A 19,365-nucleotide genomic window follows, 5' to 3' on the forward strand; every position below is an offset into this window, starting at 1 on the left:
ACTAGAAAAAACGATCCTTTTTTCTCGCCAGCAAAATTACTAATTCCTTTTTAACCAACAACTCTTTTCTGATTATTTTTTCCTCACCTATATTCTTTCTTATCAACTCAATAGCAAAATTAGTACGAAATCCTTCTTTTTTATCATGAAGTCAAAATGGCTCCAAAAGTATGACTAGAAAAAAGGATCGTTTTCTCTAGTCATTTTGCTTGACGAGAGGTAATAGAATAGAAAGAAGAGCTATTTCATATACATTATTATTAATATTAAAATTTAGATTTATGAACAAAAAGATTTCTACACTTTTGGCTACCGCACTGGTAGTCGGTAGTATGTCGTCTTCTGTTATGGCGAAAGATGTGGTGCCTAACGGAGAGAGATATTATCAGCTGGTTAATAGCAGCAAAGCGTTGACCTATGCAAGTAAAGATGGAAAAGATTCTTTGGTTGTTGTTGCAACTGCTGACCTTGACAAAGATTTGGACGCTTATAAAAAATCATTGTGGTCTGTTAAGGCAGAAGGAACAAACTATGTGTTTACAAACCGTGTGTTAGGCACGACTTTGTCGATCTCTACTACCGGTGTAACTGGCAAGAAAGATGCTGCAGCTTATCTGGGTGCTGGTATCGCTGCGTTTGCCGCAGATAAAACAACTCCTTTGAAAGTAGACGATGCTACTTTTGCTCCTTCTGCAGTAGATGCAAATAAAAAGGTAAAACTTTTCTCAAACATTCCTGCTGCAGACCTTACGAAAAAGGATTCTGTTTATTATTTGGCTGTTGGTACTGGAGATGTTGTTCGTGTAAAGAAAGATGAAGCTAATACATCTGCAACTGAATTTATATTGACATCTGCTGCTGATTTAGTTCCATTATCTGTTGCAGACTTGAATGCATTAGGAAACGATGCCTTTAAGTTGACTTTCCTGGATGCTAAAGGTGCTGCTATTGAAACAACACTTGATAATCCGTTTACAAGTTGGATGACGGCTAAGGCTAGTCCTATCTTGGAAACAGGTGCGAAGTTTGAAAATTATGAAGCTTTATCAACTGCAATCGGTAAAGCTGCAGTTAAAACTCCTGAAACTGCTGCTACCGGAATTTACCTGGCTATCGAAAAGATCGATGCTTACAAGAAAGCATACGATGAATATCTGGCTGTTGTAAATGGCTGGATCGCTGCAAAAGCAGGAGAAGATGGTGAAAAAGTAACGGCTGCTAAAGACTATACAACTAAAAAAGATGCATTGTTCAAGGATGCTACCGGTGCTGCTAATGTATTGCTTGCTGCAACTACAGATATCGAAGCTATGATTACTAAAGCAGAAGCAATGGTAAAAGCAAAGAAAGGCGATGCTACAGTAGAACCTACTTCTAAGGCTTTATATGAGGCTTTCGAAGGTGTGGCTGCTGCTACTAATACACAATTGTATTCTGTTAAAACAAATGTAGCTACGCTGAATGCTAATTTGGCTAGTTTGGTTGTTGTCAATCAGGAAAAAACAGGTGATGACTTTAAGGCTTTAGCTGCTTACAAAGCTGCAGATAAGGCTGCTAAAGCTATTGATGATGTTAAAACAACTTGTGCTACTGCTGTACAGGCTAATTTCGCAGACTTCGCAACTAAGCTGGCTGCTGTAACTGTCACTGCTCCGGAGAAAAGCACAGACGATTATGTAACTCTTCAGAATGCTGAAGGCAAGTATATCGCTGTAGATACAACTTATATTGCTGAAGCTGACAAACACCTGGGTTATAAGCTGGAAAAAGACGCAAGCAAGATCTTTGGTTTCCCATACACTGCTTCTTTCAAAGTGTCTCAGAGATTGGATAATCCGAAAGCAGATGAGCTGATTATTAAAACATTTGCATTTGATGATCCAGATAAGGCTGCTTATTCAGAAAAATATAAAGATGGCGGTTATACATGGAATAGCGCTGATGGAACGATCGATCCTGCTACAGCCTATGCTGAAGTTGTAATCCGTACTTTAGGAACAAGCGGTAACTATCGCAAAGAAGTATCGGTTGAAACGACTGAAAAGATGGATGACGATGCTACTCTTCGCAAAAATGCTACAATTGTCTTTGCTGAACCTGCTGTTGCTACATTGGAAGCTGGTATTTACAAGATCTTCAATGCAACAACTGATCTTAATAAAAAGGATTTGGCTGCTGTTTCTTACAAACAAGGTGGAGCAGGTCAGAAATCTTTGGCAAGTGCAATGGTTGCTCGTTCTGCATCAGACTTTGTTCCGTCTACTCAATGGAATGTAACTGTAGAAAATGGCGTTTACAAATTAGTAAACCGCGAATACAAAGATTCAGTTATCTGCAAACTGTATGATGTAGAAGGACAGGAAGGTCTGTATACAAACACAAGCAAGGATACAATCCGTGTTGAAAAAGTAACTATTACAGGCGATGCTGCTCACGTAGGTTACAAGCATTATACTCCGGAAGTAATGGAAATCGGTACTTTCTCTCTGAAGATGAAAGCCCTGAACCAGCCGACAGACTTCTATGTATATATGAATGCCGACTCTGTATTGATGGCTGATGCAACTGATGCAGAAAAAGCATTGAAACTGGTTGCTTTGAATGGCAAAGCTGGCGTAGAACGCAAACTGACAGACAATAGCTTGTCTGCTACAACTTATCAGTTGGTTGTCATGGATACAGATGGCGAAACTCCGCTGTACCTGACTGAAAAGAATGATCGCATTGTATTGTCAACCAAGGTTACAACAAACACAATCGAACTGAAAGCAACATCTGCCGATCAGTATATGGTAGTATGGGGTAAGGATGACATCGCAAAGAATGACGCTGCTGCTGTAAAAGTATTCACTGTAAACCAGGATGGTTACATCTTGCTTACTCCGATGAATGCTCCTAACAACTATACATTCAACCTGATGAACGTAAATGCTCCTAAATATTGGAACATGCAGGATGCAAATGGTTATGAAGTTCCTATCGTTAGCATTAGCTTCGAAAGCGCATTGAAGAATATCCTGTTGAGCGTAAAAGACGGTATGTTGGCAACTCGCGACCTGAACGAACTGGGAGCAAAAGAAGATACTTTGTCTGTAGGATTCAAGTTGGATACTGCTTTTGTTGATCGTGAAAACAATTTCCGTCCGGCTTATTATATCAGCCAGAATCGTGTAGAAATGGCCGATGATTCTATCCAGGCTAACTACCTGTATGTTGCAACTGATACATTGAAGAACGGTACGAAAGAAGGTAAGAAAATGTATTCTTACAATGATTTTGCTCGTTTAGCTATGACTCCGGCTATCCACATCGGCGACAAAATGTTACTGGGTGCTGATAAGAAAGAAGCTACTAAAACACAGTTGGATAACTTCAACTTCGCATTCAAGAAGATAGAAGATACTGATTATGCAGATGGTTATAAGATTGAAGCTCGTTTTGACAACGCATCTTGGGGTGAACTGGCTGTAATTAACACAATTCCTGTTGTGGTAAAAGCCGGCGAAGGTGAAACATTCTCTAACGCTGTTGGCGGAGGTGCTGTCGATAACGAAAAGGTAGAAGTTTCTTCTGTAAGCGTAACAACTGTGGAAGGTCAAGTTATCGTTAAGGGTGCACAGGGCAAGAAGGTTACTATCAGCAACGTTCTTGGTCAGACAATTGCCAGCACAGTTCTTTCTTCTGATGAAGCTACAATCGCTGCTCCTGCAGGTTATGTAACTGTAGCTATCGAAGGCGAAGCTGCTGTTAAAGCAATTGTAAAATAAGAAATAAAGAAATTAATTCTAAAATTACCGCTACGCGGTTGTAAGGTATAGGCGTTGCTTGCAGCGTCTATACTCCAACCAATTACCCCGCGACGGGCGAACAAGTAGCCGTATTAATACTAAAGTAATAAAATAAAGTTCATCTATCAGTACCCCTGCGAAGAGAGAACATAGATAAAAAACAAAGCCCCGGCAGAATTTCCTGTCGGGGCTTTCGTATGAAATAGGGAAACAGTGGAGGATCACTGAAGAAAAGTTCTAAAGTATTTGCGTATACAATTGTATATGTAGCTTTGCAGTGTCTGAAAGAACAAAACATTAACTATAAAAAATTATACAATGACAAATGAAGAAATTGACGAACAGATCCGATATCTAAACGAAGAGTTGATACCTTATCTCCTGAAGTATTATAAGGCTCTTGGACTTTCGGAGAGAGAACAACAAATAAAACTGGATATGTTGCTGGAAGAAATAATCCGGCTGAGAAATTTAAAGAAGTGAAACGACACTCCTTTACGGAGTAAATATCATAATAATATGAATGAAGATTTGATCAAAAAAATATTTCCCACCAAAGAGATGCAGGAAGATTTCCTGACATATGAGAAATTAAATGAAGCAGACCGGGATAAATTTATGGCTGAAAAGCAAGAACAGTTTGCGCAAGAACCTGCAGATATCCATAAGCGACGTGTTGAAGATGCAATTAAAGCAGGTGAAAATGCAGTAGAGGAATTGCAGGAACTTTTTATTCTTAAACAAGTCCAAAATGTTTCACCTTTCATTTCCCTATCAGAGATATCTAAAACTTATTTTGGTAAGTCGCGCGGATGGCTCTCACAGAGATTGCACGAAAACAAGGTTCGTGGGCGCAGGGTTAGTTTGAAGCCGGAAGAAATTAATATTTTAAAGTCTGCATTGCTCGATATCTCCGATAAATTAAAGCATACGGCCATGCAATTGGACTTCTCATAATTACCAATACAATATCAACCCCGCAACCCCGGCCAATGCAATCATCAGTATCGGATGGACCTTGAACTTCCAGGTAAGGATGAAGGCGGCACCGAAGATCAGGAAACTTTTGTAGTCGATGAAGTTCTCTTTGTTCATCAACATGAGTGCGGCGGCGGCGATCAGTCCGACTGTGGCCGGACGTAAGCCCGTAAAGGCGGCAACGACATATTTGTTGTTCTTGAACTTGGCAAAAAAGTAGGAGATGACCAGTACCAGTATGAACGACGGCAAACATACGGCAAATGTGGTCAGACAGGAACCGAGGACTGCCATAAATGGCGAATATCCGGCATTATGTATGGCCGTATAGCCGATATAAGTCGCACTGTTGATCCCGATCGGACCGGGTGTCATCTGAGAGATTGCGACAATGTCCGTGAACTCTTGCAGAGATATCCATTTGTAGCGGTCTACTACATCTGCCTGTATCAGTGAGAGCATGGCATATCCGCCACCGAAACCGAAGATCCCGATCTTCAGGTAAACGTAAAGTAACTGTAACCAGATCATATCAATTTTTCTTTATCTTTAAACCATATACCAACCCGCCTGCAATGGCAACCAGGATGATCCATACCGGCGAAACGCCTCCTATCCAGATCAGCAACGCGGCTGCAACGGGGATAAGCATCGTGAGATAACTCAGTTTGATGGAACGTGCCGTAGTGATACAAGGCACGGCGATCAGCGCCACGACGGCGGGACGTAAGCCTTTGAATATCTTTTCAACCCATTCATTGTCCTGCACGCGGGTGAAAAACGTGGCGATCAGCAGGATAATCAGGAAAGACGGCAGGATTGTCCCGAGTGCGCAAACTACACTTCCCATACTTTTTTTCAACTTGTAACCGACAAAGATGGAGATGTTTACAGCGAAGATACCCGGTAACGACTGGGCAACGGAGAAAAGGTCGATGAAATCTTCTTTCGACAGCCAGCCGCGGTCTACTACCTCCCGTTGTATCAAGGGTAGCATTGCATAGCCACCGCCTATCGTTCCCACACCAATTTTCAGGAAAGTAAGAAAGAGTGTCAAATACATTGTCATTTTTTTTTAAAGTCAGTGGCAAAGGTAGGAAACTTTTTTTAGTCAACTGCTCAGTCCAGCCACGGAGTAGGGTTCAGCTTGGTCTTTTCTTTCCAAAGCTGGAAATGAAGGATGGTGGCATTGCCACTCTCCGTATCGGTGAATATCTTTCCGATAGTCTGACGGGTGCTGACTTTATCGCCTGCCTTTACATATACCTGGCTCAGGTTGCTGTAGACGGTCAGGTAATTACCATGACGTATGATGACGGAGTTATTGTAGCCGGGCACTACGAATACACGGGTTACCTCGCCATTGAAGACGGCACGGGCTTCGGCTCCGGGATTTGTCTGAATGTCGATACCGCTGTTGTTGGTGCGTACGTATTTCAGTTCCTGATGCTGTTGTTCGCCGAAGGTTCCGACGATCGTATAACGTCCGGCTACCGGGAAGGGCAGGCGGCCACGGTTGCCGGCGAAGTCGTCGGACAGTTTCTTTTCGGCGCGTGTCATGGCATAACCGCCTTTGGTATCGGCTACGCGTTCTTCCTGTACGGGCTCTTTGACTGGCTCTTTTCCTTCTGCTTTGGCTTTTTCGCGGGCACGGCGTTCACGTTCGCGGGCGGCCTTAGCTTCGGCTTCGGCACGGGCTATCTCTTCGGCAATCTGCTTTTCGATCTGACGGTTCAGGGCATTGGCTTGCTGCTGCTTCTTCCGGAGTTCTTCTTTCAGTTGCTTTTGTTTTTTGTTGAGTTGCTGCACTTCGGCTTTCTGGCTGCTTTCCTCGGTCTGGAGCTTTTGGCTCTCCTGTTCGCGGGTTCCCAGCAATGCGTTCTTTTCGGAACGTGTCTTTTCCAGTTCTTTTTGTTTGAGGGTGATCTCGGTTTGTTTGTCGATGATCTCGGTGGCCTGGAGCTTCTGCCAGTCGGCATATTCACGCAGGTAACGCATACGGCGCATGGATTGTGCGAAATTATCGGCGGAGAGGATAAAGAGCAGTTTATCCTGCGAACTGCGGCGTTTGTACATGCTTTGCATAGACTTGCCGTAGTTCTCACGTTTACCGTCCAGTTCTTTTTCCAGCTTATTGATCTCACGGCGGGAAGCGGTTATCTGGTTATCCAGTTCGCCTAGTTCCTGGTTGAGCAGGCTGATCACCTTTTTACGGGAAAGGATCTGCTGGGAGAGCAGATTCAGCCGGTTGAGGGTGTTCTGGGCTGTTTGCGTTGTCTCTTGCAGTAATTGGTTTGTCATTTCGACCTCGGCTAGCGCTTTTTTTCGCTGTTCTTCAAGCTGTCTCACCCGGGCGGACTTCTGTCCGAAGGCGGTCAGGGCAGATAACGTGAATATGACAAACCAAATGTACTTCATTTTTATTGCTGGCTGTTACTGATTGATTTTATGATTTGTGCAAAGGTAATACGTTTATACTTAGCCGGAATGGAAAAGTCCAGATTAACCGGAACATTCGTCTGGATGCGGGAGAAACGGAAAGCGATGCCTCCCTGCGACGAACCGTTTGCCAGGACCTGTACGTCCATCAGCATCGGGAAAGGCTGTCCTTCCGCCACGCGGAAATCGGAATAGTCCCATTGCAGGGCATATTGCTCGGACGGGTCGGTGATATAGGTGGAAAGCAACTTCTCTTCGCCGTCGGCAAAGAAGGTGTAAAGCAGTCCCATCGTGTCTTTGACCTTGATCTCGGCAGTCGAACCTTCCTGGTTCAGTTTGAAACGTTTGTACTGTTTGGGGTCTATCTCCTGTTTGCCGGGCAGGAAGATATGGTTGGTGAACAGTGCCTGGAGGTTATAAAAGTTAAATTCGATCGGTGTCTGGCCTTTCAGGTCGGCATAACGTTCGGCGACATACCGTTTGTTCATGCGGTCTACTACCTTTATGCTGTCGACGGTAAATTCGGCGCGGAAAACTTCGATCCCCAGGAATGGCTGTACGGATAGCTGGAAGGCGCTGTCCCTGACCATCTTCAGGTCGACACGCGAACTCATGTTGTTTTTGGCCGTTTTCAGTTCTGCATTCAGGCGTGCCGTCATCGTATTGAACTGAAAAGAATGTTCTTCCATGGATTCGAAAAACTCGTTGTGTGCCTTGGCGCTGCCGGAGGCTACCGTCCCGACTTTCTTTGATGTTTTACAGCCGGACAAGAACAGGATGATCAATAAGATAAAAGCTAAACTTACCCGTTCCCGTGCCTGACACGGGATCGCGGGGACAAGAGTTGTCATCCTTTTCATTTTGCTTCCTCCTCTTCGATATATTTGCCTTCTATGATCTTGCGGTCGAGTATTTCGCTTTCTTTACCCATTTCGCGGGCCTTTTTCCATTGTTCTACGGCTTTGTCCTTGTCTCCTATCATATACAGGATGTCGCCGTAATGGTCTACCAGTTCCGAACTTTTCGTCGTGTCTTTCTCCAGGGCGCTTTCGATGTAGATCTTGGCCAGGGTGTAGTTGCCCTGTACGAAGAATATCCATGCGTATGTGTCCAGATAGGTCGCATTGTCCGGTTCGAGCTTGATGCACTGGGCGCTCATGCGTTCCGCCTTTTTCAGGTCTTTTTTATCCAGGGAAAGGAAATACGCGTAGTTGTTGAGGACAACGATGTTGTTGTCGTTGTATTTCAGTGCTTCGTCGTAAGCCTTGTATGTCTGGTCCATTTGTTTCATCTGATAGTAGATGTCGCCGATCTGTCCGTAGAAATCGGATTTAAGCCGGGGATTATCCGTCGGGATGATGTTGATACCTGCATAGTAGGTGTTCAGGGCTTCCTGGTATTTCTCCTGCTGGTAATAAGCGATACCCAGATAGAAATAATATTCGGGGGCATCCGGGAACAGTTCCTGGCATTTGGTACAGATACGGATCACTTCGGGAATATCTTCGGCTTTCAGCGACATATTCAGCAGTTGTTGCCAGGCGGCAGCGTTTTCGGGCTCCATCTCTGTGATAAGCTGGAACTGGAAACGGGCCTCGTCTGTTTTCCCCTGGGCGATCAGCAGGCTGCCGTACATCTGTTTCAGGTCGGTGTCTTCCGGATGTTGTTCGAGCAATGTCTGGAACAAGGCGTTGGCGCTGTCTGTCCCTTTCTTCGTCTGTTGCAACTTCAGGATATAACGGGAGAGGATAGCGACTTTGGTGTCTACGTCCAGTTTTTCATTGATCAGGGCGTTGCGTATCTGCGTTTCGGCGGCATCCTTGTTGCCGGTCGCTTCGTAGTAGTTGGCCATAGAGACGATGTAGTAAGGGTTACCCGGGTCGATCTCATGGGCTTTCTGGTAGTAGGCACGCGCCTTTATCGTGTCGTTCTTTTCCAGGTGAAGGTCACCCAGGATGATTTGGTAGCGGGCTTCCATCGGATATTTGATAGCCAGCTTTTCTATTTCGTTGAAAGCGGCATCCGATTGTTCCAGCTGGTTGTAGAGCTTGTATTTCTGCATGGAGAGTGCCTCGTTCATGCCGATGGACGATTCGAGGGCGTTGTAGGCGTCGATAGCCTTGCCGGTTTCGCCTTCCTGTGTCAGTGCTTCTGCCAGGTAATAGTTCAGTTCCGGTTTTCCGGGAAAGGCTTTTACCAGTTTCTCATATTCCTCGGCTGCTTCTCCGTACATGCCCAGGTTGCGGCTGATAGTAGCCAGTGCCATCCGGTAGGTGAAGTTGTCCGTGCTGTTGGCTACGGCACGCTGTAACATCTCGACCGCCTTTTCCGGCCGGTTCATCTGCACATAGAACGATGAAAGTTCGTACAGTACAGGAGATGCCGTCGAGTCGATGGCCATGCAATGGTTGAAAGCGTCGAAAGCCGCATCGAACTTTCCGGCTGTTTTCAGGTTCAGCCCTTCGAAGAAGAAATAGTCGAATTTCCGTTGTTCGGCTTCACTTAATTCTTTTGCCTTGGTGGGAGTGTCTTTCCGGGTCTCTTCTGCATGCAAGGGGTTGGTTCCCGTCAGCAGGAGAAGTGAAAAAAGTATCCCGTATATTAGTTGTTTCAACATATATCTTATTCTATGTTCTTATTTTAATCTGATTTGTTACGGTAGTCGTCAACGGTAACTGACGGCTTCCGTCAACGAGGGGTGACGACCTCCGTCAACGCCCTTTGACGATCACCGTCAAAAGGAGGGTCTATTTCTTGCCTGTATGTCCGAAACCTCCGGCTCCCCGTTCCGTATCGTCCAGTACCTCTACCGGCTTCCAGTCGATCTGGCTGTAGGTGGCGATTACCATCTGGCAGATACGCTCCCCGTCGTTCACGGTGAACGGTTCGGAAGAAAGGTTGACTAGAATGATTCCGATCTCACCCCGGTAATCCGCATCGATCGTACCCGGCGTATTCAACAGAGTGATACCGTGTTTCAATGCCAGGCCGCTGCGGGGGCGCATCTGTGCTTCGTAACCTTCGGGCAGGGCAATATATAATCCGGTCGGGATCAGCTTGCGTTCCAATGGTTTCAGCACTACGGGTTCTGTCAGGTTTGCACGGATATCCATACCTGCCGACAATTCTGTTGCATAGGCAGGCAGCGGGTGATGTGATTTATTAATTATCTTTACTTCCATATTATATCTTGATTTTGAGGGACGAAGATAGTACAAATATCAGTTCTGCCAGTCACCGTTCTCTTTTATTAACTGAACTAAACGTTCTACTGCATCTTCTTCGGGGATGTTTTTCAGCACGCATTCTTTGCCTTTGTAGAGGCTGATCTGCCCGCGTCCCGCACCTACATAACCGTAGTCGGCATCAGCCATTTCGCCGGGACCGTTTACGATACAGCCCATGATGCCGATCTTCAATCCTTTCAGGTGGGAAGTGGCTTCTTTGATGCGGGCAATCGTCGTTTGCAGGTCATAGAGCGTACGTCCGCAACTCGGGCAGGAGATATATTCTGTTTTGCTGATGCGCGAACGGGTTGCCTGGAGGATGCCGAACATGTAACTGTCGGTGACCAGGGCTTCGCATTCATCGTTATTATGTAGCATGATACCGTCGCCGAAACCATCGAGCAGCAAGGTCCCGAAGTCGGCTGCCGCTTTGAGTTGCAGGGCTTCCTTGTCCGGTTCGTGATAGTCGCGGTGAAGGATGACGGGGATATCGCAGCCCGCTGCCAGTAATTTGTGCATGGCTGCACGTTGCGATCCGACACCGTTGCGGTGGTGGGTGCTCAGGACTGCCACGGCTGTTTTATCCTGTTTCAGTATCTCCAGCGTCTTGTCCGTCAGGTCATTGTATGTCAGGCGGATGAATTTCAGCGGAGAGTTGTATTCTTTCATCTCCTCTATTTCGGAAGCGATGAAGTAAGGGTAGGCATTCGGACGTTCTTTCCAGAAATGGGCATCTACCAGCATGCGAAAGTTGTCGGGAAGATTGTCCGGGTCTTCTTTGCCGATGTATATGTAATCGGGCAGGGAAGAGTAATCGAATTCGAAGTCGCCGTTGCTACGGTCGGAGATGACGACGGGAGGGAAATTGCCTCCGATGCCTTCCGTTACCCGGCTGATGCGGCGTGTGACTGTTACCGGGTCGTATCCGGGAACTGCCTGGGCGGTAATCGGCCTGTGCTCCCGGAGTTCCAGTATGTAGTTTACCAGTTTGCGGGCAACCGGTATTTCTGCTTCCGGGTCTTCGCTGAGGGATACGCGGATGGTATCGCCTATTCCGTCGGTCAGCAGGGCGCCGATACCGACAGCACTTTTGATGCGGCCGTCTTCACCGTCACCGGCTTCGGTCACTCCCAGGTGGAGCGGGTAGTGCATGTCTTCTGCCTCCATGGTACGGACGAGCAGACGTACGGTGCGGACCATGACAACCGTGTTGGATGCTTTGATGGAGATTACCACGTCCGCGAAATTCTCGTCCCGGCAGATACGCAGAAATTCCATGCAGGAGGCAACCATTCCTTCAGGGGTATCACCATACCGGCTCATGATACGGTCGGACAGTGAACCATGATTTACGCCAATGCGGATGGCGGTTCCGTGTTTTTTACAAATGTCGAGGAAAGGGACAAAACGGTCGCGTATCTTCTGCAATTCGGCGGCATATTCTTCGTCGGTGTATTCCAGAAGGTCAAATGTTTTTATTTTGTCAACATAGTTACCGGGGTTGATACGTACTTTTTCCACCACTTCGGCGGCGGCATCGGCCGCTCTGGGGTTGAAATGTATGTCGGCAACGAGTGGGGTGGTATATCCCTGGGCATTCAGTTCTTTCCGGATCTCTCCCAGGTTGCGGGCTTCGCGTTCTCCCTGTGCGGTGAAACGCACATATTCGGCTCCGGCTTCGATCATGCGGATGGCCTGGCGGACAGAGGCTTCGGTGTCCATGGTGGATACATTGGCCATGGATTGGATACGTATCGGGTTCTCGCCCCCCAACGGGGTGTTTCCTATATTGACAACAGATGATTTACGGCGACTGTAATTAAAATAATCCATTTACTAGTTTGTTTTGGGGAACATGGCCGGAGCGTCCGGTGGTATCTGTTTCCCCTCTTGAGAGGAGATAAGGGGTGTGTTATCTTTTCGCCTTATTTACTGGCTTTAACACACCCCCTGCCCGCTCTCAAGAGGGGAAAAGTTACCTTTCAGTCGCTAAAAACAGGCTATGTTCCAACAATCTGATTAATTAGTTTTGTATTTAAAAGATACCTGAGCTAACTCTTCGTTGGCTTTTACGATCTTTTTCTTCAGATTTTCCTTGTAATCGGCCAGCTTGCCCTGGAGTTGTTCGTCTCCTACGGCAAGCATCTGGACTGCCAGGATTCCGGCGTTTAATGCTCCGTTGATACCGACAGTGGCAACAGGAATTCCCGGAGGCATCTGTACGATAGCCAGCAGGGCGTCCATACCGTCGAGTGTAGAGTTGATAGGCACACCGATTACCGGAACGGTAGTCATGGATGCAATCACGCCACACAGGTGTGCAGCCATACCGGCTGCGGCGATAATAACTTTAATACCACGGTCTTTGGCTCCTTTGGCAAAGGCTTCCACTTCAGCCGGAGTACGGTGGGCAGACAAGGCGTGCATTTCGAAAGGAATCTCCATTTCGTCCAGCAACTTGGCTGCTTTTTCCATTACGGGCAGGTCTGAAGTGCTGCCCATGATAATACTTACTACCGGTGTCATTTATTTTGCGATCAGTTGTTCGTATTCGGCAGCCGACAGCAGGTCGTCCAGTTCAGAAGGGTCAGACATGGAAATCTTGATCAACCATCCGTTTCCGTAAACATCTTCGTTTACCAGTTCAGGTTTGTCTTCCAGTTCGGAGTTTGCCTGGATCACTTCTCCGCTAACCGGCATGAACAGGTCGGAAACAGTTTTTACAGCTTCGATTGTACCGAAAACTTCTTCTTTGGCAACGACTTCGCCTTCAGTGGTGATGTCTACAAAAACGATTTCGCCTAATTCGCTCTGAGCATAGTCAGTGATACCGATATAGGCAACTTCGCCGTCTACACGAATCCATTCGTGATCTTTTGTGTACTTTAAATCAGCAGGAAAGTTCATAACTTTAGTGTTTTTATTAGATGAATAAATAGATATAACTCAATAATGAGGCTACAAAGGTACATATAAAACCGAGACAAAAGCCGGCATATACCTGCATAGGAGTATGCCGTTTTAAAAAGATACGTGAAGTACCGACCAGCCCGGCTGCCAGCAGTATGATAATGAATCCCCAGTAAGGATTTATCAGGTGGATGCGCGCAACACCCATGATTCCTCCGAGAAGTCCTCCGATGCCCAGCGCATGGGCACTGATCTTCCAGAAGAAGTTAATGCACAGGGAAAAGAGCAATGCTACGCAGGCCCCCATCAGCAACGAGAGGAACCAGAACGGGATCATCATCTTGTACATATAAAATATACAGACCATGATGGAGGTGATGATGATCAGGTAGGGAACTACCCGTTCTTTGCGGTCTGTCAGTTCCAGGTCGCCGGCGGCCCCGTTCTTAACCATCAGAAAGATGAAAATTCCCGGAACGACGGCTGTCGACAGGAAGGCTCCGCCAACCAGAAACAACTTCATGGTGGGCGGGTAGATCGCCAGGTATGTGAATGACAATGCCAGAATGACTCCATACGTTATCATTAGTAACGGGTGGAACATGCCGGATATTATATTTGAAAACAATCTCATAACGCTTCAAATTTATATTTCTTTTCTGAGCCTTGCAACCGGAATGTCTAGTTGTTCCCGGTATTTGGCCACTGTGCGGCGGGCGATCACATAACCTTTCTCTTTGAGGATCGTGGTGAGTTCCTCGTCTGTGAGCGGTTTGCGTTTATCCTCGCTGTCTATGTGTTCTTTCATTATCTTCTTCACCTCACGGGTGGATATTTCCTCGCCGCTGTCGGTTTGCATCGATTCGGAGAAGAAGAACTTCAGAGGGTAGATGCCGAAATTGGTTTGCACGTATTTACTGTTGCTAACCCTCGAAATGGTCGATATGTCGTATCCCGCACGTTCGGCCACGTCTTTCAGTATCATCGGGCGCAGGGTCGCATCGTCTCCCGTCAGGAAAAAGTCCCGTTGCAGGAGGATGATGGCTTCCATCGTACGCTGTAATGTTTCCTGGCGCTGTTTGATAGCGTCGATAAACCATTGTGCGGAATCCAGCTTTTGTTTTACGAACTGCACTGCTTCACGCATTTTGGAAGTCTGGTTGGCCTTATTGCCGGTGTAGTCCTGAAACATTTCCGCATATTCACGGCTGATCTTCAGATCCGGAATATCCCGGTTGTTCATACTCAGGATCAATTCGCCGTTCACCGCCTCGACCAGGAAATCCGGAATGACCTGGCTCATGGCTGCTTCCATAGAACCACCCCAGCTGCTGCAAGGTTTAGGATCGAGGGCGATTATTTCGTGAATAGCCTTTTTCAGCGTGCCTTCGCTGATGTTGAGGCCGCGCATGATCTTGTCGTAGTGCTTGCGGGTAAATTCCTCGAAATATTCCGTGAGGATATGGATAGCCATCTTTACTCCGGGCGTCGACTCTTTACGGTCGAGTTGGAGCAATAAACATTCCTGTAGGTTGCGGGCTCCGACTCCGGCGGGGTCGAAATCCTGTATGATGGTGAGCACCTCTTCTATTTCTTTCTCGTTAACGTCTTGTCCGGCCTGGAAAACCAGGTCGTCGGCAATGGCGGAGAGTTCGCGACGCAAGTAACCGTCGTCGTCTATATTTCCGATAATATATTCGGCAATCTTCATTTCCTTTTCCGGCAGGTCACGCAATCCGAGCTGTTGCAGCAGATATTCGTTCAATGACTGGCTTACGGAAAAAGGAATATCTTCCTTGCGGTCGGTTTTCTCGCTTATCTCGCGGAGCTTGTAATCCGGGATATCGTCTTCACTCATATAGTCTCCGAGTGAGAGGTCTGTATCTGTTTCGTTTGTAGTTATATCATCAACACCCTCGTCGTCAGTCCGTTCAAAGTCGTCCGCAATATCCTTTCCTTCCTCCAGGGCAGGATTATCCTCCAGTTCGTGCTTGATTCGTTCTTCCAGCTCGATAGCGGGAAGTTCCAGAAGCCGTATTAACTGGATCTGCTGCGGAGATAGCTTTTGCTGTAACTTTTGTTGTAACTGTTGCTTCAACATATTTAAAATCGTCTACATTAGAACATGCAAATATAACTTTTTACGCTGAACACGCTTATGATTAAAAGCATAATTGTTCTAAAGAAACGGCCTTCCGGGCGATTTCCGGTGAATATTAACATGTCTCGACGTGAATTAGTTCCTTGAAATGCCTTAAAAATCAAAACTATTCAATATTTTTGCGTTTATAAAGAATTACCATATGATGTCAACACTAACAAAGAACAAATATAACCGATTATCCAAAGAGGAACTGATACTATTATTAGAAGCACGTGACAATGAACGGAAGGCCGATACCGGCAGTTCTTTTGCTGAAGCTTCCAATATCAAGCGTATTATTTCCGAGGTACTTGTATTGCTGTTTAATGAAGAACGCCAGCCGATAGAGAAGGCCATGAGTTTGCTCCTGAACTTTTTCAATGCAGACTGGGGATATGTAGCTATTTTTGAAAAAGACGGGCGGACAGCCTATTTCCCTTACGAAGTGATGAGCGAATGGGTGGAAGTCCCCAAAGAGAACCATTCGGAACTGACGGACGAGACTATCCCCTGGATCATGGAAACAGTGAAGGACGGACGTGATATCGTCATGTGCAGCATGAGCGACCTGCCTCCGGAAGCGGAAACGGATAAAAAGCTGTTTGAGTTGCAGCACCTGAAATCCATGCTTATTATTCCGCTTTCTTTCCATAATAAAATACAGGGGTTTATTGGTTTTGATTCTGTTCGTGTACAACGTTTCTGGACTGCTACGGAAATCGAAGACTTACATATTATAGCAAGTATCTTTTCCCTGATCATCGAACGTCGGGAGACACAAGCCAGCCTGGAAGAATCGAGGAAACATTTGGCGGAACTCAGCATCAAATTTAAACAGTTCTTCAATAATTTGCCTATCGGGGTGGAACTATATGACTCCGAAGGTTACCTGATCGATCTCAATGAGGCTGATGCCCGTATTTTCGGCTCTGCCCGCAAAGATCTTTTAGGCATTAATCTTTTCAGGAACCCGGCTATTCCGGAGAAAATACTGAAGGGGATAAAGAGCGGACGGGCGTTTAGTTTTCCATTCGTCTATGATTTTAGTATCATACAGAATACCAGCTATTATCCATCGGCATTCGTAGACCAGGTCAAATATCTTCAGATAAAGGGAATAGGACTGAATGATCCGGAGTTCGGGCTGGTCGGATACCTGCTAATCATTTCAGATAACACGGATATGCAACTTAAAGCGGAACAGACCCGTAACAACCTGGCTATTTTGAAAGCCGTTCTGTTGTCCGGCCGTTCAATAGTCGGTGAGTATAGTGTGGAGGAGGATGAACTGTATATAGACCCTGTGTTGAATGACCATTCCAGTTCAAATCCTTTGTTCAATTATCTGAAGACACATAATTATCTGTCTATTCAGGAGTTGTGGGATTTGGGGCAATTCAGTTCTATCCCCGGGAATGATATGGGACCTCTTTTGCAGGTTATCCGCGGAGAGACTGATAATTGTAGTTTTGTATGTAAAATGTTTGTCCGGACAGTTCCCACCTGGATTCGTATAAATGCCCAGGCACACAAAATCAATAAAGACGGGCATCCCTGCAAAGTTGTTTGTTATATAACGGACATAACGGGAGAGAAACAGTTGGAAGAGAATTTGCAGCAGGCCCGTGACGAATCGCGTAAGAATGAACTGGAAATGCAAAAGGCCCGTGAGGCAGATATGCTGAAATCTACGTTTCTGGCCAATATGAGCCATGAGATCCGTACGCCTTTGAATGCCATTGTCGGTTTCTCCGGTATCATTGCTGAAATGGATGATGAAGAGGGAAAGGATGAATATGTGAAGATTATCAATACAAATTGCGACCTGCTTCTTCGTCTGGTCACCGATATCCTCGATTTCTCAAAGATCGAATCGGGAATGATGGATTATTCGCTGGCAGATGTCAATATAAAGGAAATATGTGCAGAACAATATAAGGTACATTCCCTGAAAGTTCAGGAAGGCGTCTCCATGCGGTGCGACCTGAATGCTTTGCCGGACAAAATACTCCATACCGACCCCAAGCGAGTTACGCAAGTGGTCTCCAACTTACTGTCGAATGCAATCAAGTTTACCGAACAAGGAGCTATCACTCTTTCCTATCGTGTGGAAGAGGATCATGTCTTGTTTGAAGTCAGCGACACCGGTATCGGTATTTCAGCCAGGCATATCGAAACGATTTTCGAACGGTTTACCAAAGTCGATTCTTTCAAGCAAGGTACTGGTTTAGGCTTGTCTATTTGTAAAACGATCGTCAATGCCTTACGCGGTGAGATCGGTGTGGATTCAACGCCTGGTGTGGGTTCAAGGTTCTGGTTTACACTGCCTTGTGAATAAAAAAGAAAGAAAGGAAACAGGTATAAGAGCTACATAATCAAAAGTTTTTGCATATATTTGTCGGAAACAGAACGTGTTTTTTAGGACAGACGCCGGGAACTAAGACCAAATTTGAAAAACGATTGTGTATGAAAAATGACCTGTTATATGAAAATCTTGTAACGGCTATTAAAGACAAGTTTCCGGGCCGAGGCGTACTGACAAATAAGTTGGCCGATCTTCTGATGCTGGAAAAGGAAGCCGTTTATCGTCGGTTGAGAGGCGATGTCCCTTTTACCATCTTCGAAATTGCTACCATTGCTGCCAAGCTGGATATTTCGTTGGATCATATCATTGGCAGTTCTTCGGGTAAGAGCAGGCCGTTCCAGATGAAAAAGGTAAACTTCCTGAATCCGAGCGAAGAAGATTATGAGATGCTCGAAAACTTTGTGAATGAGTTGAGGTATCTCAAGGATGATCCGAATTCAGAAGTGGGCGGGGCGTTGAATATTCTTCCTCAGTCGTTGGTGTTAGGCTACAGGCATATTTATCGGTTTTACCTGTTCAAATGGATTTATCAATGTGGGAATGTTATGCCTGCCCGGTACAGCCAGATTGAACCGCCTGTCCGGCTGCAACTGATTAACAGCGAGATTGTAACGGAGGTTTGCCAGGCTGCCAATGCGTACCATATAATGGATAGCATGACATTCCTGTACCTGGTGAATGATATTAAATATTTTGCCAGCATCTACCTGATTACCCGGGAGGAGATAAATATCCTGAAGAAGGAACTGATGATCTTTATTGATGACCTGGAGACTTTGGCTGCCAGAGGTTTCTGGAAGGAAGGCAAGAATATCCACTTTTTTGTCAGCAGTGTTAACTTTGAAACCAGTTACAGTTATGTGGAAACGCAACATTGCCATCTGACGATGCTTAAATCTTTCACACTGAACGACGCGACATCTCCTGACGAAGCTATATTCCAACGGATGAAGCAGTGGATGCAATCCCTGATCCGTACTTCTACCCTGATCTCCCGTAGCGGAGAGAAAGACCGTATCGTCTTTTTTGAAGAGCAGCGGCGGATAGTAGATATGCTATAAGTTTTGCAGGGTGCTAAAAGGGTGGAAAATGCTCCTTTTAACTGTTAAAATTAGCAGTTTTTGTCTGTATTGTATAAAGTTTTGTGTTCTAAAACAATTTTTAGCTACAATGCCCGGATAGCTTAACATATATTGTCTGTAAAAGACTTGACAAAGGCTTGCTACAGCCTTATCTTTGCATTGTGGTTTTTTCATAATAGTATTAGATTTAAGGTTAACAAAGTTGGTTAGGGCTTGTCGTGAGACAGGCTTTAATTGTTTATAGACCTTTCCTTCTCTTTGCCACTCTCCCTGTTTACTTCTCTCCTGACCTGTATGGGATTACTCTATAAGGAATTTGATGTATCATATATTATGATATTATAATCGCATATATTATGAGAATGTTGTATCATAATATATGATACTATGAAGAATAAGGTAGTTTTCTCTCCGGGACTATCGGATAATGAAA

16 protein-coding genes are annotated in these 19,365 nt (G+C 45.7%); 5 read left to right on the plus strand and 11 right to left on the minus strand.

Annotated features, from left to right (window positions below; genetic code table 11):
- Positions 1-281 precede the first annotated feature (281 nt).
- The 3 genes from K6V26_RS24015 (at position 282) to K6V26_RS24025 (ending at position 4,745) form a co-directional block, all read left to right on the plus strand.
- Entirely contained in the window at positions 282-3,767 is a 3,486-nt protein-coding gene (locus K6V26_RS24015) for a DUF6383 domain-containing protein (protein ID WP_224264088.1), read from the plus strand.
- A gap of 339 nt (positions 3,768-4,106) precedes the next feature.
- Positions 4,107-4,271: a hypothetical protein gene (locus K6V26_RS24020; protein WP_224264089.1), complete on the plus strand. Its 165-nt coding sequence runs from the start codon at positions 4,107-4,109 to the stop codon at positions 4,269-4,271.
- 36 nt (positions 4,272-4,307) lie between these two features.
- Positions 4,308-4,745 (plus strand): DUF5053 domain-containing protein, encoded by a 438-nt coding sequence (locus K6V26_RS24025; protein WP_224264090.1) that lies wholly within the window; start codon positions 4,308-4,310, stop codon positions 4,743-4,745.
- Here the strand turns inward: K6V26_RS24025 and K6V26_RS24030 are convergent, their stop codons facing one another.
- From K6V26_RS24030 to rpoN, 11 genes are all read right to left on the minus strand, one after another.
- Positions 4,746-5,297, minus strand: coding sequence for a chromate transporter (locus tag K6V26_RS24030; protein WP_009860140.1), 552 nt, complete (start codon positions 5,295-5,297; stop codon positions 4,746-4,748).
- Between the two features lies 1 nt (position 5,298).
- Positions 5,299-5,829 carry a chromate transporter gene (locus K6V26_RS24035; protein ID WP_122326983.1) on the minus strand — a complete coding sequence of 177 codons (531 nt, stop codon included), beginning with the start codon at positions 5,827-5,829 and terminating at the stop codon, positions 5,299-5,301.
- A 56-nt stretch (positions 5,830-5,885) separates the two neighbouring features.
- Positions 5,886-7,184, minus strand: a complete 1,299-nt coding sequence (locus K6V26_RS24040; RefSeq protein WP_046146004.1) for a murein hydrolase activator EnvC family protein — start codon at positions 7,182-7,184, stop codon at positions 5,886-5,888.
- A gap of 2 nt (positions 7,185-7,186) precedes the next feature.
- Positions 7,187-8,065, minus strand: coding sequence for a DUF4292 domain-containing protein (locus K6V26_RS24045; RefSeq protein WP_224264091.1), 879 nt, complete (start codon positions 8,063-8,065; stop codon positions 7,187-7,189).
- On the minus strand, positions 8,062-9,822 hold the full coding sequence (locus K6V26_RS24050) for a tetratricopeptide repeat protein (protein ID WP_048317097.1): 1,761 nt from the start codon (positions 9,820-9,822) through the stop codon (positions 8,062-8,064). The genes K6V26_RS24045 and K6V26_RS24050 overlap by 4 nt, the downstream gene beginning before the upstream one ends.
- 130 nt (positions 9,823-9,952) lie before the next feature.
- On the minus strand, positions 9,953-10,387 hold the full coding sequence (gene dut / locus K6V26_RS24055) for a dUTP diphosphatase (protein ID WP_009860135.1): 435 nt from the start codon (positions 10,385-10,387) through the stop codon (positions 9,953-9,955).
- A gap of 39 nt (positions 10,388-10,426) precedes the next feature.
- Positions 10,427-12,265 (minus strand): 4-hydroxy-3-methylbut-2-en-1-yl diphosphate synthase, encoded by a 1,839-nt coding sequence (locus K6V26_RS24060; RefSeq protein ID WP_224264092.1) that lies wholly within the window; start codon positions 12,263-12,265, stop codon positions 10,427-10,429.
- 186 nt (positions 12,266-12,451) lie between these two features.
- Positions 12,452-12,958, minus strand: coding sequence for a 5-(carboxyamino)imidazole ribonucleotide mutase (gene purE, locus K6V26_RS24065; RefSeq protein ID WP_009860133.1), 507 nt, complete (start codon positions 12,956-12,958; stop codon positions 12,452-12,454).
- Entirely contained in the window at positions 12,959-13,339 is a 381-nt protein-coding gene (gene gcvH / locus K6V26_RS24070) for a glycine cleavage system protein GcvH (RefSeq protein WP_009860132.1), read from the minus strand.
- A 16-nt stretch (positions 13,340-13,355) separates the two neighbouring features.
- On the minus strand, positions 13,356-13,976 hold the full coding sequence (locus K6V26_RS24075) for a phosphatase PAP2 family protein (protein ID WP_009860131.1): 621 nt from the start codon (positions 13,974-13,976) through the stop codon (positions 13,356-13,358).
- Between the two features lie 12 nt (positions 13,977-13,988).
- Positions 13,989-15,443: an RNA polymerase factor sigma-54 gene (gene rpoN, locus K6V26_RS24080; RefSeq protein ID WP_009860130.1), complete on the minus strand. Its 1,455-nt coding sequence runs from the start codon at positions 15,441-15,443 to the stop codon at positions 13,989-13,991.
- 202 nt (positions 15,444-15,645) lie between these two features.
- Between rpoN and K6V26_RS24085 the strand changes: the two genes are divergently transcribed.
- Together K6V26_RS24085 and K6V26_RS24090 are read left to right on the plus strand one after the other, a co-directional pair.
- A complete protein-coding gene (locus tag K6V26_RS24085) occupies positions 15,646-17,823 on the plus strand; it encodes a sensor histidine kinase (RefSeq protein WP_224264093.1) in 2,178 nt (725 codons plus the stop codon).
- Positions 17,824-17,951: 128 nt separating this feature from the next.
- On the plus strand, positions 17,952-18,911 hold the full coding sequence (locus K6V26_RS24090) for a helix-turn-helix domain-containing protein (protein WP_224264094.1): 960 nt from the start codon (positions 17,952-17,954) through the stop codon (positions 18,909-18,911).
- Positions 18,912-19,365 lie beyond the last annotated feature (454 nt).

The organism is Parabacteroides goldsteinii, assembly GCF_020091425.1.
Taxonomy (GTDB): domain Bacteria; phylum Bacteroidota; class Bacteroidia; order Bacteroidales; family Tannerellaceae; genus Parabacteroides; species Parabacteroides goldsteinii.

Bases quoted from the DNA above. Each gene is read 5' to 3' on its own strand.
- K6V26_RS24025 (WP_224264090.1), top strand. From the start codon at position 4,308: ATGAATGAAGATTTGATCAAAAAAATATTTCCCACCAAAGAGATGCAG.
- K6V26_RS24045 (WP_224264091.1), bottom strand. From the start codon at position 8,065: ATGAAAAGGATGACAACTCTTGTCCCCGCGATCCCGTGTCAGGCACGG.
- K6V26_RS24030 (WP_009860140.1), bottom strand. From the start codon at position 5,297: ATGATCTGGTTACAGTTACTTTACGTTTACCTGAAGATCGGGATCTTC.
- K6V26_RS24020 (WP_224264089.1), top strand. From the start codon at position 4,107: ATGACAAATGAAGAAATTGACGAACAGATCCGATATCTAAACGAAGAG.
- K6V26_RS24085 (WP_224264093.1), top strand. From the start codon at position 15,646: ATGATGTCAACACTAACAAAGAACAAATATAACCGATTATCCAAAGAG.
- K6V26_RS24035 (WP_122326983.1), bottom strand. From the start codon at position 5,829: ATGTATTTGACACTCTTTCTTACTTTCCTGAAAATTGGTGTGGGAACG.
- K6V26_RS24090 (WP_224264094.1), top strand. From the start codon at position 17,952: ATGAAAAATGACCTGTTATATGAAAATCTTGTAACGGCTATTAAAGAC.
- purE (WP_009860133.1), bottom strand. From the start codon at position 12,958: ATGACACCGGTAGTAAGTATTATCATGGGCAGCACTTCAGACCTGCCC.
- K6V26_RS24060 (WP_224264092.1), bottom strand. From the start codon at position 12,265: ATGGATTATTTTAATTACAGTCGCCGTAAATCATCTGTTGTCAATATA.
- K6V26_RS24015 (WP_224264088.1), top strand. From the start codon at position 282: ATGAACAAAAAGATTTCTACACTTTTGGCTACCGCACTGGTAGTCGGT.
- gcvH (WP_009860132.1), bottom strand. From the start codon at position 13,339: ATGAACTTTCCTGCTGATTTAAAGTACACAAAAGATCACGAATGGATT.
- K6V26_RS24075 (WP_009860131.1), bottom strand. From the start codon at position 13,976: ATGAGATTGTTTTCAAATATAATATCCGGCATGTTCCACCCGTTACTA.
- K6V26_RS24050 (WP_048317097.1), bottom strand. From the start codon at position 9,822: ATGTTGAAACAACTAATATACGGGATACTTTTTTCACTTCTCCTGCTG.
- rpoN (WP_009860130.1), bottom strand. From the start codon at position 15,443: ATGTTGAAGCAACAGTTACAACAAAAGTTACAGCAAAAGCTATCTCCG.
- dut (WP_009860135.1), bottom strand. From the start codon at position 10,387: ATGGAAGTAAAGATAATTAATAAATCACATCACCCGCTGCCTGCCTAT.
- K6V26_RS24040 (WP_046146004.1), bottom strand. From the start codon at position 7,184: ATGAAGTACATTTGGTTTGTCATATTCACGTTATCTGCCCTGACCGCC.